Annotated in this window: 16 protein-coding genes; 7 read left to right on the top strand and 9 right to left on the bottom strand. The window is 61.2% G+C overall.

From position 1 onward, the window contains the following. Nucleotides 1-94: 94 nt before the first annotated feature. From BLW24_RS05770 to BLW24_RS05760, 3 genes are all read right to left on the bottom strand, one after another. Nucleotides 95-775 carry a GntR family transcriptional regulator gene (locus tag BLW24_RS05770; RefSeq protein WP_244161089.1) on the bottom strand — a complete coding sequence of 227 codons (681 nt, stop codon included), beginning with the start codon at nucleotides 773-775 and terminating at the stop codon, nucleotides 95-97. Nucleotides 776-844: 69 nt separating this feature from the next. After that, nucleotides 845-1792 carry a LysR family transcriptional regulator gene (locus tag BLW24_RS05765; protein ID WP_090387635.1) on the bottom strand — a complete coding sequence of 316 codons (948 nt, stop codon included), beginning with the start codon at nucleotides 1790-1792 and terminating at the stop codon, nucleotides 845-847. Between the two features lie 199 nt (nucleotides 1793-1991). After that, nucleotides 1992-2972: an IS5 family transposase gene (locus BLW24_RS05760; RefSeq protein ID WP_090375326.1), complete on the bottom strand. Its 981-nt coding sequence runs from the start codon at nucleotides 2970-2972 to the stop codon at nucleotides 1992-1994. A 205-nt stretch (nucleotides 2973-3177) separates the two neighbouring features. Between BLW24_RS05760 and BLW24_RS05755 the strand changes: the two genes are divergently transcribed. The 5 genes from BLW24_RS05755 (at nucleotide 3178) to glsB (ending at nucleotide 9120) form a co-directional block, all read left to right on the top strand. Continuing rightward, nucleotides 3178-4599 (top strand): acetyl-CoA carboxylase biotin carboxylase subunit, encoded by a 1422-nt coding sequence (locus BLW24_RS05755; RefSeq protein ID WP_090377826.1) that lies wholly within the window; start codon nucleotides 3178-3180, stop codon nucleotides 4597-4599. Nucleotides 4600-4615: 16 nt separating this feature from the next. Beyond that, nucleotides 4616-6430: a sodium-extruding oxaloacetate decarboxylase subunit alpha gene (oadA, locus tag BLW24_RS05750; protein ID WP_090377823.1), complete on the top strand. Its 1815-nt coding sequence runs from the start codon at nucleotides 4616-4618 to the stop codon at nucleotides 6428-6430. 321 nt (nucleotides 6431-6751) lie between these two features. Then, nucleotides 6752-7693 carry a sodium-dependent bicarbonate transport family permease gene (locus BLW24_RS05745; protein WP_090377819.1) on the top strand — a complete coding sequence of 314 codons (942 nt, stop codon included), beginning with the start codon at nucleotides 6752-6754 and terminating at the stop codon, nucleotides 7691-7693. After that, nucleotides 7694-7996: a DUF3240 family protein gene (locus BLW24_RS05740; protein WP_090377816.1), complete on the top strand. Its 303-nt coding sequence runs from the start codon at nucleotides 7694-7696 to the stop codon at nucleotides 7994-7996. A gap of 215 nt (nucleotides 7997-8211) precedes the next feature. Then, nucleotides 8212-9120 (top strand): glutaminase B, encoded by a 909-nt coding sequence (glsB, locus tag BLW24_RS05735; protein WP_090377813.1) that lies wholly within the window; start codon nucleotides 8212-8214, stop codon nucleotides 9118-9120. Nucleotides 9121-9199: 79 nt separating this feature from the next. Here glsB and BLW24_RS05730 read toward each other — a convergent pair whose 3' ends face one another. Together BLW24_RS05730 and BLW24_RS05725 are read right to left on the bottom strand one after the other, a co-directional pair. Further along, nucleotides 9200-9538, bottom strand: a complete 339-nt coding sequence (locus BLW24_RS05730; RefSeq protein WP_090377810.1) for a hypothetical protein — start codon at nucleotides 9536-9538, stop codon at nucleotides 9200-9202. 59 nt (nucleotides 9539-9597) lie between these two features. Then, nucleotides 9598-10101 (bottom strand): response regulator transcription factor, encoded by a 504-nt coding sequence (locus tag BLW24_RS05725; RefSeq protein WP_167360327.1) that lies wholly within the window; start codon nucleotides 10099-10101, stop codon nucleotides 9598-9600. Nucleotides 10102-10352: 251 nt separating this feature from the next. On the opposite strand from BLW24_RS05725, the gene BLW24_RS05720 reads away from it, so the two are divergent. Both BLW24_RS05720 and BLW24_RS05715 read left to right on the top strand, forming a co-directional pair. Next, the gene (locus BLW24_RS05720; RefSeq protein ID WP_090377803.1) at nucleotides 10353-11414 is read left to right on the top strand and encodes a hypothetical protein; all 1062 of its coding nucleotides are present in this window, start codon (nucleotides 10353-10355) and stop codon (nucleotides 11412-11414) included. Between the two features lie 74 nt (nucleotides 11415-11488). Next, complete coding sequence (locus BLW24_RS05715; protein ID WP_090377800.1) at nucleotides 11489-11893, top strand: hypothetical protein; 405 nt, start codon at nucleotides 11489-11491, stop codon at nucleotides 11891-11893. Nucleotides 11894-11979: 86 nt separating this feature from the next. On the opposite strand, the gene BLW24_RS05710 is transcribed toward BLW24_RS05715, so the two are convergent. The 4 genes from BLW24_RS05710 to BLW24_RS05695 form a co-directional block, all read right to left on the bottom strand. Continuing rightward, nucleotides 11980-13335: an 8-oxoguanine deaminase gene (locus BLW24_RS05710; RefSeq protein ID WP_090377796.1), complete on the bottom strand. Its 1356-nt coding sequence runs from the start codon at nucleotides 13333-13335 to the stop codon at nucleotides 11980-11982. 169 nt (nucleotides 13336-13504) lie between these two features. Beyond that, nucleotides 13505-13960: a GNAT family N-acetyltransferase gene (locus BLW24_RS05705; RefSeq protein WP_208600142.1), complete on the bottom strand. Its 456-nt coding sequence runs from the start codon at nucleotides 13958-13960 to the stop codon at nucleotides 13505-13507. Nucleotides 13961-14048: 88 nt separating this feature from the next. Continuing rightward, nucleotides 14049-14375 (bottom strand): hypothetical protein, encoded by a 327-nt coding sequence (locus tag BLW24_RS05700; protein ID WP_244161088.1) that lies wholly within the window; start codon nucleotides 14373-14375, stop codon nucleotides 14049-14051. A 170-nt stretch (nucleotides 14376-14545) separates the two neighbouring features. Beyond that, entirely contained in the window at nucleotides 14546-15532 is a 987-nt protein-coding gene (locus BLW24_RS05695; protein ID WP_090377792.1) for an asparaginase, read from the bottom strand. Nucleotides 15533-15617 lie beyond the last annotated feature (85 nt).

The raw sequence follows: 15617 nt of genomic DNA, 5'->3' as shown, positions 1-15617 counted from the left end.
TTCTCGATGCAGGCTTTCCCAAGCCGCCAGGGCGACCTTGGTTTCACTTGGCGTGCGTATGCTGCTGGCAGTTAGCAGTCATGCCCCGCCCTGCTTAGCCCGGCGTTAGCCGGTTGGGCAGGTGTGCATAGAGGGTTTGGCATACGCCATTGATATGCTCGGCGATCAGCGTGGAGGCGCGGTCGGCATCCCCGGCGCGGCAGGCGGCGATGATCTCGCGGTGCTCCTGATCGGCGCGCTGTTTGCCCTCGGACAGGCTCATCTGCATACGCAGGTAGCGCTCCAGCTTGTCGTGAATAGAGCGGATCAGGTTGAGCAGGAAGGGCCGCTGCGCCGGCTCGTAGAGGCAGGCGTGCAATTGCCAGTTGAGTTCGGCCCAGCGGCCGACATTGTTCTCGCCGAGAAAGGCGGCGCAGATGCGCTCGGCTTCGCTGAAGGTGGCCTCGTTCATGTTCGGTACGGCCAGGCGAATGGCTTGCACTTCCAGCAGCACCCGCACCTCGAACATCTGCGCCAGTTCCGGCTCGGAGATGCGCGTCACCACCGCGCCCTTGTTGCGCTGAAACAGCACCAGGCCTTCGGCTTCCAGGCGTTTGAGCGCCTCGCGCACGGGGATCTTGCTGACGTTGAACAGCTTGGCGATATCGTCCTGGCGAATCGGCTCGTCCTCGGCGAAGTGCCCGGAGACTATGGCCTCGCGCAGGTGGGTGGCGATTACCTCCGAGGCGGTAGGGGTAATGCCGAGGTTGGGCGCATTGAACTTGGGTAGGGGCACGCTGGTGTACCGGGCGGCTGGACGGGCGCGAATATCATATACGCAATTCCCTGCCGGCATGGCAGGGGCTTATCGCCCTGCCGGCTCGACAAAACGCTCAGCCAGGGCATTGATCAGGCTGCGCTGATCGCGCACGAAGGCGAAAAACGCCTGCGCCACCGGTGACAGGTATTTGCTGCGCGGGTGCACCAGGCACCAGCTGCGCAGCAGCGGCAGCTCGGCCACTGGCAGTTCGCGCAGGGCGCCGCATTCCAGTTCGCGGCGCACCGCGTGACGCGGCAGCAAAGCCAGGCCAAGGCCGGCGATCACCCCTTCGCATTGGCCTTCCATGGAGCCGACTTCCAGGGTCTGGGCGAAGTGCGCACGTTTCTGATGGCAATACTCCTCGCAGGCCTGGCGTGTGCCGGAGCCGGCTTCGCGGATCAGCAGCGGAAAGGCGGTGAGGTCCTGCAGGCTCAGTGGCCCCTGCGTGCACAGCGGGTGATCGGGCGGTGCCACGGCGATGATCGGGTTATTAAGGAAGGGCAGAAACTCCAGATTCATATCCGTCGGCACGCGCGACATGATCAGCAGGTCATCGCGGTTGGCGTTCAGGCGCTTGAGCGCCTGGGTGTGATTGGTGACCACCAGCTGTAAGTTGACTTCCGGGTATTGCTGGCGAAAAGCGGCGAACAGGTGCGGAACGAAGTACTTGGCGCTGGACTCGATGGCCAGGCTCAGTTGTCCCTGCAGCGAGCCTTGCAGGTCGGCCAGCTGCATGTCGAGGCTCTCCAGGCGGCCGAAAATATCCGCACTGGCGCGTTGCAGCGTTTCAGCAGCCTCGGTCAGGTAGAGCTTTTTGCCAACATAGTCGAACAGCGGCTGGCCAATCAGCTCCTCCAGCTGACGAATCTGCAGGCTGACCGCCGGCTGGGTCAGGGCCATTTCCTCTGCTGCGCGGCTGTAGGAGAGGTGGCTGCACACCGAGCGAAACACCTGAATCTGACGAAATGTCATACGTAACAAAGACTTACGCACGATTAGTACCTGTGTGGCGGAGTCGATCAAATCCAACTATAAGCTTTAGCTAAGGATCCTCTGAAGTAGCAATGCATTTCTGGCTGACGTCAGCCTCTGCTGATTTCGAAAGTGATAAATCGATCAAAAACGATCAGATTACCGGCTCATTTCTGTGTTTTTAGCCGCCGCGAGCACCTCGCGGCAGCCATTTCCAGCATTACGGGCGCACCTCTCCTGCATTCGTCAGTAAATGTCGGCGCGCCATCCACAGATTTGACAGCGCGAATAAAGTCACCAGTTGCGCCGTGTTTTTGACCAGGCCACGGAAGCGCGTCTTCACATAACCGAACTGACGCTTGATCACCCGAAACGGATGCTCGACCTTGGCTCGCACTTGGGCCTTGGCCTTCTCGATTTTGCGCTTGGCTTTGTACAGCGCGCTGCGCTTACCGAGTTTCTTGTAAGTGCTACGCCGTGCTGCAACCTGCCAGATCACTTGACGGCCCTCATGCTCGGGGCGCTTCTCGACACCGGTATATCCGGCATCGGCCCCCACCATGTTTTCCTCGCCGTGCAGCAGCTTATCGACCTGGGTGACATCCGCCACGTTGGCGGCAGTACCCACCACGCTGTGCACCAAGCCAGACTCGTCATCCACCCCGATGTGCGCCTTCATGCCGAAGTAATACTGATTGCCTTTCTTGGTTGAGTGCATCTCAGGGTCACGCTTACCGTTCTTGTTCTTGGTTGAACTCGGCGCGTTGATCAGCGTGGCATCGACGATGGTGCCTTGGCGCAGCGACAAACCACGGTCACCCAGGTAGCCATTGATCACGGCCAGGATGCCGGCAGCCAGTTCGTGTTTTTCCAGCAAGCGGCGGAAGTTGAGGATGGTGGTTTCGTCAGGAATGCGCTCCAGAGTCAGCCCGGCAAACTGGCGTAGGATGGTGGTCTCGTACAGCGCCTCTTCCATCGCCGGATCGCTGTAACCGAACCAGTTTTGCATCAGATGCACTCGCAGCATCGCCATCAGCGGATAGGACGGTCGGCCGCCTTCACCCTTTGGATAATGCGGCTCGATCAAAGCGATCAACCCTTTCCACGGCACTACCCGATCCATCTCGATCAGGAACAATTCTTTGCGGGTCTGCTTGCGCTTGCCGGCGTACTCGGCGTCGGCGAAGGTCATCTGCTTCATCGGAAAACTCGGCGGGTGGAGTGCGGATATTTTGCCAAAATCAGGAAGTCTTTTTCAGACCATCCCTAATGACTAACCCAATAATTATTGATTTTGGTTAATCGCCAAGCCGGCGTAGCGTGAGTGCCTGACCGCTTCAGCTGCTGCGGTCACACGTCGACCGTTTTTGTCGGTTGCCTGCTCACGTGATCGAGGATGCTGGCTCGTGATCAAGGAAATTCTGATAGCCAACCGCGGTGAGATTGCCGTGCGTATCGTGCGGGCCTGTGCCGAAATGGGCATTCGTTCGGTCGCGGTGTATTCCGATGCCGATCGTCAGGCGCTGCACGTCAAGCGTGCGGACGAGGCCCACGGCATTGGTGCCGATCCGCTGGCCGGTTATCTGAACCCGCGCAAACTGGTCAATCTGGCGGTGGAAACCGGCTGTGATGCGCTGCATCCCGGCTATGGCTTTCTCTCGGAAAACGCCGAACTGGCGGACATCTGCGCCGAACGTGGGATCAAGTTTATCGGCCCGAGCGCGGAAGTGATCCGCCGCATGGGCGACAAGACCGAAGCACGGCGCAGCATGATCAAGGCTGGTGTGCCGGTCACCCCAGGCACTGAAGGCAACGTGGCCGATATTGCCGAGGCACTGAGCGAGGGTGACCGCATCGGTTACCCGGTGATGCTCAAGGCCACTTCCGGTGGCGGCGGTCGCGGTATTCGTCGCTGCAACAGCCGTGAGGAACTGGAGCAGGCGTTCCCGCGAGTGATCTCCGAGGCGACCAAGGCCTTCGGCCGTGCCGAGGTGTTTCTCGAGAAGTGCATCGTCAACCCCAAGCACATCGAGGCGCAGATTCTTGGTGACAGCTTCGGCAATGTGGTGCACCTGTTCGAGCGCGATTGCTCGATCCAGCGACGCAACCAGAAACTTATCGAAATCGCCCCCAGCCCGCAGCTGACCCCCGAGCAGCGCGCCTATATCGGCGATCTGGCCGTGCGCGCCGCCAAGGCGGTGGGCTACGAGAATGCCGGTACCGTGGAGTTTCTGCTCGCCGAGGGCGAGGTGTATTTCATGGAGATGAACACCCGGGTGCAGGTGGAACACACCATCACCGAAGAAATCACCGGCATCGATATCGTCCGCGAGCAGATCCGCATTGCCTCGGGCCTGGAGCTGTCGATCAAGCAGGAAGACATCATCCACCGTGGCTATGCCCTGCAGTTTCGTATCAACGCCGAAGACCCGAAGAACAACTTCCTGCCCTCGTTCGGCAAGATTACCCGCTACTACGCCCCCGGCGGCCCTGGGGTGCGCACCGACACGGCGATCTACACCGGCTACACCATTCCGCCGTATTACGACTCCATGTGCCTGAAGCTGATCGTCTGGGCGCTGACCTGGGAAGAAGCCCTGGCCCGTGGCCTGCGAGCCCTGGATGACATGCGCGTGCAGGGGGTGAAGACCACCGCCGCCTATTACCAAGAAATCCTGCGCAACCCGGAATTTCGCAGCGGTCAGTTCAACACCAGTTTTGTCGAGGCGCACCCGGAGCTGACCGAGTACTCGATCAAGCGCAACCCGTCGCACCTGGCCATCGCCATCGCCACCGCCACCGCCATTGCTGCCCACGCCGGCCTGTAGGGGAAGGAATCAGATCATGAGTAAAAAAATTACCGTCACCGATACCATCCTGCGCGACGCTCACCAGTCGATCATCGCCACGCGCATGCGCCTGGACGACATGTTGCCGATCTGCGCCAAGCTCGATCAGGTCGGTTACTGGTCGCTGGAAGTCTGGGGCGGCGCGACCTTCGATGCCTGCGTGCGTTTCCTCAAGGAAGACCCCTGGGAGCGCCTGCGCAAACTCAAGGCCGGCCTGTCCAATACCCGTTTGCAGATGCTCCTGCGTGGGCAGAACCTGCTTGGTTATCGCCACTACAGCGACGACGTGGTACGCGCCTTCGTGGCCAAGGCGGCGGTCAATGGCATCGACGTGTTCCGCATCTTCGATGCGATGAACGATGTGCGTAACCTGCGCGTCTCCATCGAGGCGGTGAAGGCTGCAGGCAAGCACGCCCAGGGCACCATCGCCTACACCACCAGCCCAGTGCACACCGTCGAAGCGTTCGTGAAGCAGGCCAAGGCCATGCAGGCCATGGGCATCGACTCCATCGCGATCAAGGACATGGCTGGTCTGCTGACCCCGTATGCCACCGCTGATCTGGTGCGCGCGTTGAAAGCGGACGTCGATCTGCCGGTGTTTATCCATAGCCATGACACCGCCGGCATGGGCTCAATGTGCCAGCTCAAGGCGATTGAAGCCGGTGCCGATCATATAGACACGGCGATCTCCAGCTTCGCCTGGGGCACCAGCCATCCCGGCACCGAGTCGATGGTCGCGGCGCTCAAGGGCAGCGAGTTCGACACCGGCCTGGATCTGGCGCTGATCCAGGAGATCGGCCTGTACTTCCATGCTGTGCGCAAGAAGTACCACCAGTTTGAAAGCGAATTCACCGCCGTGGACACCCGCGTGCAGGTCAATCAGGTGCCAGGCGGGATGATGTCCAACCTGGCCAACCAGTTGAAAGAGCAGGGCGCGCTGAGCCGCATCAATGAAGTGTTCGCGGAAATCCCGCGGGTGCGTGAAGACCTCGGCTTCCCACCGCTGGTGACACCGACCTCGCAGATCGTCGGCACCCAGGCAGTGTTCAACGTGCTCGCCGGTGAGCGCTACAAGACCATTACCAACGAGGTGAAGCTCTACCTGCAAGGCCGCTACGGCCTGGCGCCGGGCAAGGTCAACGAGCAGCTGCGCAAGCAGGCGATTGGCAGCGAAGACGTGATCGAAGTGCGTCCGGCTGATCTGCTCAAGCCGGAAATGGCCAAACTGCGCGAAGAGATCGGCAGCCTGGCGCAATCCGAAGAAGACGTGCTGACCTACGCAATGTTCCCGGATATCGGACGCAAGTTCCTTGAAGAGCGCGCCGCCGGCACCTTGACCCCAGAAGTACTGCTGCCGATCCCGGAAGCCGGCGGCGTGGCCCCGGCGGGTGGTGAAGGCGTGCCGACCGAGTTCGTGGTGGATGTACATGGCGAAAGCTACCGCGTCGACATCACCGGCGTTGGCGTGAAGAGCGATGGCAAGCGCCACTTCTACCTGTCCATCGACGGTATGCCGGAAGAAGTGGTGTTCGAGCCGCTGAACGATTTTGTTGCGGGTGCCGGCGGCAAGCGCAAGCGCAAGCAGGCCAGTGCGCCGGGCGATGTCAGCACCAGCATGCCGGGCAATATTGTCGATGTGCTGGTCAAGGTCGGTGACACGGTTAAAGCCGGTCAGGCAGTGCTGATCAGCGAAGCGATGAGGATGGAAACCGAAGTGCAGGCGCCGATTGCCGGCACCGTGAAGGCTGTGCACGTGGCCAAGGGCGACCGGGTCAACCCGGGTGATGTACTGGTGGAAATCGAAGGTTAACCTCGGAAGCCCCGGCTGTTTGAACAGGCATTTGAATGGCTTTTTTGGGGCTTCTTTTTACACCGCCGGCGTGGCTCATTCGCTGCGCCGGCAAGGGTTTTGGGCCAAGTGCATAGGTACTTGTTGCCTGAGTCCCCTAGGAGCCTTACGGCTCCTTTTTTTCGGTTATGCCCCGCTGCGCAGGGGCCTGCTGTTCTCAGCAGGAAACTGGGCAAAACTGCGGGTATCAGCACAACGCGTGGTGGGGGCATGACCTTTTATTCGAGCAGGTGGTGACGCGGCAGGCGTCTCAATAGCAGTTCAATACGGGAGCAATGCGCGGTGAGTCTGGATCCTGTGGTGCTGTTCTTTGTCTTCGGCCTGTTGGCCGGTCTGCTGAAAAGCGAACTGAAACTGCCGCCGGCGTTGTATGAAACGCTATCGATCATTCTGCTGCTGGCGATTGGTCTGCACGGCGGCGTGGAGCTGGCCGTGCAGGCCAGCTGGCAGTTGCTCGGCCAGGCGGCCTGGGTGCTGGGTCTGGGTGTGGCGTTGCCGTTGCTGGCCTTTGCCGTGCTGCGTGGCCTGGGTTGCGATCGGGTCAACGCTGCGGCGGTGGCGGCGCACTATGGCTCGGTCAGCGCCGGTACCTTCGCCGTGGTAGTGGCCTACATGCTGGCCAAAGGCATCGAGTTCGAAAGCTATATGCCGCTGTTTGTCGCCATTCTGGAAATCCCGGCGATTCTGGTCGGCATTCTGTTGGCCAAGGGTATTGCTCGCGATACTGACTGGGGCGAGCTGGGCCGGGAAATTTTCCTAGGCAAGAGCATCATGCTGCTGCTTGGCGGCCTGATCATCGGTGCGATTGCCGGCAAGGAAGCGATCAAACCGCTGGAGCCGTTCTACACCAGCATGTTCAAGCCGGTGCTGGCGCTGTTCCTGCTGGAGATGGGCCTGATCGCTTCCGGTCAGCTTGGCTCGCTCAGGCAGTTTGGTCTGCGCCTGCTCGGTTTTGCCCTGCTGATGCCGTTGTGCGGTGCGTTGATCGGCGCGCTGCTGGGCCGCTTTATGGGCCTGAGCCTGGGCGGCACCGCCGTGCTGGCTACACTGGCGGCGTCGGCGTCCTACATTGCCGTGCCGGCGGCCTTGCGTCTGGCCTTGCCCGAAGCCAACCCGTCGCTGTCGCTGACGGCTTCATTGGGCATCACTTTTCCCTTCAATATCATCGTCGGCATCCCGTTGTACCTGATGCTGGCCGAACAGCTGATGGCCTGGGGGCTCTAGATGGACGCGCATATCCGCACTCTGCTTACTGTGATCTGCGAAGCCGCGCTGGAGAAAAAGCTGGTGGCTGATCTGGAACAGCTCGGCGCGCCGGGCTGGACCATCTCCGATGCCCGTGGCCGGGGTGGGCGCGGCGTGCGCAGCGCCGGCTGGGACACCGAAGGCAATATCCGCGTGGAAATCATCTGCACCCGTGATGTTGCCGAGCGTATCGCTGGCCATCTGCAGGCGCGTTACTACGCCAATTTCGCCATGGTCTGCTACCTGGCCCAGGTGGAAGTGCTGCGCGCGGAAAAGTTCTAGCGGGCGCGCGGCGGTAAGCCGCAGCTTTGTGGGTGGATGACGCTTTATCCATCCACCAAACTGCGACGGTGGAAGAGAAAAGCGTCATCCACCCTACGAGCCCTAGACAGAGAGTTCAGGCATCCGGGAAGCCATTGCGGTGTGATCCGCTGTGCCGGGTGGGCGTCTACCTGCCATCGTCCGAGGCGCGCTCGGACCTTGTGGCGAGCCTGAACATGCAAGCGCTGTTGAATGAAATTCTCGATCAAGTCCGTCCGCTGATCGGCCAGGGCAAGGTGGCCGATTACATCCCGGCGCTGGCCGATGTGCCGGCCAACCAGCTGGGCATTGCGGTGTACAGCAACGACGGCGAGCTTTATTGCGCCGGTGATGCATACACGCCGTTCTCCGTGCAGAGCATTTCCAAGGTGTTCAGCCTGGTGCAGGCCATCGAGCATTCCGGCGAGGATATCTGGCAGCGACTGGGCCATGAGCCGTCCGGCCAGCCGTTCAATTCGCTGGTGCAGCTGGAGTTCGAGCGGGGCAAACCGCGCAATCCGTTTATCAATGCCGGCGCCCTGGTGATCTGCGATATCAACCAGTCGCGCTTTGCCGCGCCGGTGCTGTCGATGCGCGACTTCGTGCGCCGATTGGCCGGCAACCCCGAGGTGCTGGTGGATAACCGGGTGGCCGAGTCGGAATACCAGCACCGTGCGCGCAACGCGGCTGCCGCCTATCTGATGCAATCTTTCGGCAATTTCCACAACGATGTGGAAGCGGTGCTGCGCAGCTACTTCAGCTACTGCGCGCTGCGCATGAGCTGTGTCGACCTGGCGCGGGCCTTCTGCTTTCTGGCCAACGATGGCTTCTGCAAGCACAGTGGCCAGCAGATCCTCAGCGCGCGGCAGAGCAAGCAGGTCAACGCGATCATGGCTACCAGCGGTCTGTATGACGAAGCCGGTAATTTCGCCTACCGCGTCGGTCTGCCGGGCAAGAGCGGTGTCGGTGGCGGCATCGTCGCCGTGGTGCCGGGGCGTTTCAGCGTGTGCGTGTGGTCACCGGAGCTGAACGCCGCTGGCAACTCCCTGGCCGGAATCAAGGCCCTGGAACTGCTTAGCGAGCGGATTGGCTGGTCGGTGTTCTGACGAGCACGTAGGAGCGGGCTATGCCCGCGATCGCCTTTCGTGGGCATAGGCTAGGCGCCCCGGCCGCTCCTGCAGCTGATCAATCGGCCATTGGTTCCGCAGATTCGTCGGGTGCGGGTGCCTCTTCCGCGGTCTTTTTACAGATGCCATTGGCACCCTGTTTACCGGTGTAGGAGACCATCGGCGAGCCGTCGGCCTTCAGGCTGATAGAGAGGGTTATTCCCTCACCCTTGGCCTCGAAGAACTGCTCGCTGAGCTTGTGCAGAACAAGCTGTTTGTCGTTGACATACACCGGGCCACCGGCCTCGGCGCGCACGCTCAGGTCGGTTGGGCACGTGACCTCAACGGCCGGCAGGTTGGCGGAATGGGCCATGCCGCTGGCGGTTAACAGGGCAATCAGGGTTGGCAGTCTGTCCATGCTGTGGCTCCAGGCAGGGCGACGGGCAAAGGCCGTTACCGTTAGCAGCGGCCTGAATATCAACTAAGCAGCCGGCCTTGGCCTTGTCCAACTGCTGCGGCCGTTGCCCGATCAGCTGCGTTGTCCGTTTTTGCGAGCGCTCCCAGCGGCAACGCCAGCCAACCGTTTGCCACCGCCTCATAGAGCAACCCGCAGATATTCGAAGTGGCCAGCTTGCTTTGCATATTACTGCGGTGTTTGCGCACGGTCAGGTCGCTGATGCCAAGTTTGCGGGCAACTTCCTTATCGCTCAGTCCTTGAGCAAATAGCTGCACAATCTGCAATTCTCGGTCACTTAATTTTGTACTTGTTAGTTGGTTTTTATTAGTTGGATCAGGTATCGGAAAAGCTTCTAGATAATAAATAGCCAGCTGCGCAGACTTATTCAGTGAAAGTTTAGTGTGTAAGTGCTCTCGATATTTTCTGGACGTGCTCAGAGATACACACAGCAGTGCAGATATATCCCGGTCGGTGCAGCCGCGGGCGATAAGTGACAGGGCATGAAACTCGCGTGGCGTAAGCACAATGCCAATCCTTCTGATGCGGCAGAGAGGTTCGGAAGTTAGCGCTTGCCAAGTAATAAACCGAGATGGAAAGACTTCCCCATATATACCGAATTTGCCCAATACCCAGTTATTCGGTTAGTCGCCAGAGTGTAATCGTCGACTAACTCCATGGGGCTCATCAGGGCTGCAGGCGAGTTGCTTTATTCGGCGTACGTGCCGCGACATGAGTTGCGGTGCACTCCATTTAGATAACTGCAAGGATTACAGTCATGAATTGGAATCGTACGTTTACCGATCTTCTGCGCGCCGGCCGTCCTGCTTACTGGGGGAATTGGACCCTCGACCCCAAGTTCAAGGTCGGTGCCGTCGGTATTGTTTCTCCGGGTAGCGGGGATTTCACCCTGGTGCAGGAAGCCACGCCGGGCATCGCTATCAGCAGCCGTGGTGTGCCTAACCAGTGGAAGCTTTCTTCCAGCAACGTCAAACGCAGCCAGGCCAACGTCAACCTTGATGGTTCGGCCACTGATCCGGAGAGCGGCACCAAAATCACCGCCGGCACGGATATCACCTGGGAGTTCGCCAATGTAGGCTCGATGGCCTCGGAGTTCGGCATTTCCAGCGAGAGCTTTATCAGTGACCTCACCGTGCTGAGCAAGCCGGAAACCCTGAGCTGGATGGCCCAGCAGGCGTCCGCAGTGAGCATGGGTAGCAGCGGCAATATCGCTCAGGGTTTCGGTGTGGTCACCAGCGTGATCTACGCCAACAGCGGCCTGAATATCGGCTCTCAGGACAACAGCTCGTCCTTCTCCATCAGCGGCTCGGCCGGTGCTGTGCAGGACATGTTGGCCGGCGCCAACGGCAAAGGCTCGTATGTCTCCTCCAGGGAGACCAAGCAGATCGATCAGCATCTTTGGCCCACCACCCCCAATAGCCTGGCCAATGGCTCGGTGCCGATTGCTTACACCTTCGCCTCTTACGACGGCAACCTGCTGATCCCCAACTGGATTACCCGCTTGGGTGCGCTGCAGATCCTGTTCAACAACAAACCGGGCTGCACCTATATCACCGATATCAAGCTGAGCTACGACACTCCACAAGGGCCGCAGCACGAGTCGTTCTCGTTGAGCGGTGGCCTGTCCAAGACCATCGGAAATATCCCGCTGAGTGCCACCAACATCGCCGCCGAGATCAGCTTCAAAGGTGTGATCAACAGCGACAAGTACAGCTTCAAGTGGCCGAACCCGCTTGGCCAGTGGCTGACCGGTCAGCGCGAGATCGAGATGACCGGCGTCTGGCCGGGCCAGACCCACGCCAACGATATCGCGATGTGACATCGGCTGGGGCCAGGGCAGGCGTCCAGGCCCCAGCATTAATCGAATTGCCTAGCCCATGGAGGGCAGCAACCATGCAAAATTTCCTCAATAGCCACAAAAATATCGCCGCCTGCATCCTGCTTGCCGCGCTGTGCGCGGGCAGCGTATCGCCGGCGCAGGCCGAAGACGTTGCCAAGGGTGTACTGATCGTGCGCGGCGGCGCCGCCAACACGAACGCTAACTACGACAAGGAAGACCAGGACAGTAATGGCCGGTTGCGTCAGGTCTCCGCCCTTTGTGCCAGCAGCGGCAGCCAGACGGCTGCCGCCCTGGTAGCCACGGATACCACCCGAGTCTGGGGCGCTTATATGAGCGGCAACACCACCACCGTGGTCAACTTCGGTGGCCATGTGGTCAAGGACCCACTGCGCGGTAATCCCAACCACTGCCTGATCAATGGCCTGACGTTGAGTCAGATCAAGGGCATGTGGCACTGATCTGCGCGATAAAAAAGACCGGCTCTAGGCCGGTCTTTTTTTGCCTGGTATTAGGCACCTGGCAGCGTGGTGGAATAGTCGGCGTTTTAGCCGGCGATCAGCTCCTTGGCCGCCTGACGGTGATCGGCGATCAGCTTGGCCACGTCGAGGCCTTCGATCTGCCCGTCAATCACCCGCCACTGGCCGCCGATCATCATCCGGTCGGCCTTGTCGGCGCCGCACAGCAGCAGCGCGGATATCGGGTCGTGGCTGCCGGAGAAGCGCAGCTCGTCCAGTTTGAAGAAGGCCAGGTCGGCCTGCTTGCCCACGGCCAGCTCGCCAATATCGCTGCGCCCCAGTAGCTTGGCCGAGCCCTTGCTGGCCCAGCCCAGCACCAGTTCCGGGGTGATCTTTTCGGCACCGTAGCGCAGGCGCTGGATATACAGGGCTTGGCGCGCTTCGAGGATCATGTTCGAGGCATCGTTGGATGCCGAGCCGTCCACGCCGATGCCGATCGGCGCGCCGGCGGCTTCCAGGTCGAGGGTCGGGCAGATGCCCGAAGCCAGGCGCATGTTCGAGCTTGGGCAGTGGCAGATGCCCGTGCCGGCTTGGCCCAGACGGGCGATTTCATCCGGGTTGAAGTGGATGCCGTGGGCCAGCCAGGTGCGCGAGCTGAGCCAGCCGACGCTGTCCAGGTAGTCCACGGTGCGCAGGCCGAAGCGCTGCAGGCAGAAGTCCTCTTCGTCGAGGGTTTCGGCCAGGTGGGTGTGCAGGCGTACGTCCAGTTCCTCGGCCAGCTCGGCGCTCTGGCGCATGATTTCCTGGGTCACCGAGAACGGCGAGCAGGGCGCCAGGGCGATCTGCACCTGGGCGCCGTCGCCGCGCTGGTGGTAGTCATGGATCAGCCGTTGGCTGTCGGCCAGGATCACTTCACCCTCCTGTACGGTCTGCTGCGGCGGCAGGCCGCCATCGGCTTCGCCCAGGCTCATGGAGCCGCGGGTGAGCATGGCGCGCATGCCCAGTTCGCGCACGGCTTCGACTTGCACGTCGATGGCGTTTTCCAGGCCACCCGGGAACAGGTAGTGGTGGTCGGCGGCGGTGCTGCAACCGGACAGCAGCAGTTCGGCCAGGGCCACTTTACTGGCCAGGGCGAGCTTCTCGGGGGTCAGGCGTGCCCATACCGGGTACAGGGTCTTCAGCCAGGGGAACAGCGGCTGGTTGACCACCGGGCCCCAGGCGCGGGTGAGCGTCTGGTAGAAGTGATGATGGGTGTTGATCAGGCCCGGCAGCACCACGTGCTCGCGAGCATCGAAGGTGCGGTTGCAGGGCTGGGACGGCTGTTGGCCGGCCTTGAGCAGTTCGCTGATCACACCATCTTCAATCACCAGGCCGCCGGCGGCGTCGAGGGTGTTGGCAGTGAAGATGGCGAGGGGGTTCTTGATCCAGATACGTGTAGCAGCCATTGAGTTGGCTCCTCTGAAGTTGGGTTCAGGTTAGCCAGCTCAGTGTTTACCCTGTCTGCTGATCCAGGTGCGCGGCCGGCGCAGGTGGCCGGGCGTGGCGCAGAAGATAGCGCCGTAATCTGCCTGCGGCAAGACTGCAGGACAGAATTTCTGACCAGAAGGTCAGTGCTTAGAACAGCTTGCGGTATTGGATAAAACCGGAGCGCTCGGCGATGCGCTCATACAGCAGCATGGCCTTGTTGTTGCTCTCGTGGGTCAGCCAGTAGGTGCGCGAGCAGCCGTGGGCCTTGGCTTCGCGGTAAGCATGCTCGATCAACTGACGGCCGGCACCGCTGCTGCGGATGTCCTTGGCGATAAACAGGTCCTGCAGGTAGCAGTAGTCGCCGCTGGTCCAGGTCGATCGGTGGTAGATCCAGTGCACCAGGCCAATCGCCTGACCGTCATGCCAGGCCAGCGCGGCGTGCATCGGCTCGGCCGGGTCGAGGAAGCGCTGCCAGGTGATGTCGCTGGTCGCGGCAGCAATCTCGGTCATATAGAAGCGTTGATAGCCCTGCCACAGCGGGAGCCAGGCAGCATGGTCGGCGCTGGTGATCGGACGGATCTCGACGGGAATGCGCACGGGCATGGCGGCAACCTCCTTGGCGTCATTAGCTGGGTTACAGGTGTTGCAAACAGGGTAGATGGTTTGACCCTGTTTGCCGCCATTCAGTCCATTAGTGTGTAGCGCGGTAGTCCTTGATCAGGCTGACCAGGTCTTCACGCGAGCATTCGGCCGGCAGGTGGCTGCTCAGGTCATAGCAGCGCTGACCGAAGCCCATGGGCCAGTAGATGATGCTGTAGGGCGGCCAGAAGATCGACACCACGCGAAAGCGTGTACACAGCTTGCCTTCGGACAGGGTTTCACCGGTGGCACTGGTTAGCCGATACGGCACGCCAGCGGTGCGGTTCCAGAAGAACGGGCGGGTTTTCACCAGGCCTTGCGGGTGCTGTTCGGTGCGTTGGTTGACGCTGATGGTGCTGTGCTCCGGCAGCTGAACCAAGCTTTGGTGGAGCAGCCGGTGATGGTCAGCGCGAGCAGCAGAAACGTGGCGAGGCGAAACGACGACATGCAGAACGTCCTTGTAGGTCGGATGGTTGATGGTCTGTAGGTTGGCGAGCGGGCTCGCCGGGGGGCGCGACTATAGCGGCTTGCACGTCGGCAAGCAGCTACTTATTCGGCCCGTTCACCGCACAGATCCAAGGCAAACCAGTGCTCCACCTCGGCCTGATTCAGGCCCGCGCCAAGCAAGGCGAACAGCTTGCCCAGCGCCGCTTCGCGGGTCATGCCGCCGGCGGAAATCAGCCCGGCGCTGGCCAGTTGGCTGCCGGCGGCATACACGCCGAATTCGACATGGCCGTGCGGGCACTGGCTGATTGCGGCCAGCACCACGCCACGTTCATGGGCGGCCTTGAGTACGTCGAGCAGTTCGGTGTCGGCAGCCGGGCCCGTGCCGCTGCCGTAGCACTCCAGCAGCAGGCCTTGCACGCCGCTGTCGAGCAGGGCGCACAGGTGGCTGGCCTGGATACCGGGATAGAACGGCAGTACGGCCAGATTGACCGGCTGAGGCGGCTGGCGGTAGTCGATGCTCGCCGGAGTGCTCTCGGCACGTAGGCTCTGGCGCTGGCGCGGCAGCACATGAAAGGCATCGAAGGCATCGCTGCGCAGCTTGCTGACCCGTGCACCATGCAGCAGCTCACCGTTGAAATACAGGTGCACGCCCGGAGTGACGCCGGCCTGCAGCGCGCGCATGGCGCCGAACAGGTTGCCCCAGGCATCGCTGCCCTCGGCACCCGCCGGCAGCATCGAGCCGCTGAGAATCACTGGTACGGGCAATCCCAACAGCAGAAAGCTCAGGGCGGCAGCGCTGTAGGCAAGGGTATCGGTGCCGTGCAGCAGCAGCACGCCGTCGCAGCCGTCCTGCTCGATAGCGGCGCGAATCGCCGCGACCATCGCCAGCCAGTTGCTCTGGTTCATATTGGCGCTGTCGATTGGCGGCAGCAGCTCGCGGAAGATCCATTGCGGCAGCGGCTGGGACTCCAGCGCTTGCTGGTGGCGCAGGCGCTCATCGAAGCCGGACGCTGGGGCCAGGCCGGCGGCGCTCATTTGCATACCGATGGTGCCACCGGTGTAGAGCACCAGAAGATTGCTACAACCCATCAGGGGTCTCCGTACTTTCATTGTTCTTATAAGAAAACAGGGGGCCAAGCCCCCTGTTTATTACAGCTGATGCAGCTTTAGCAGG

Origin of the sequence: Pseudomonas anguilliseptica (assembly GCF_900105355.1) — a bacterium.
GTDB lineage: Bacteria > Pseudomonadota > Gammaproteobacteria > Pseudomonadales > Pseudomonadaceae > Aquipseudomonas > Aquipseudomonas anguilliseptica.
Note: the sequence above shows the minus strand (reverse complement) of the source record. Positions and strands in the feature narration are given on the sequence as shown.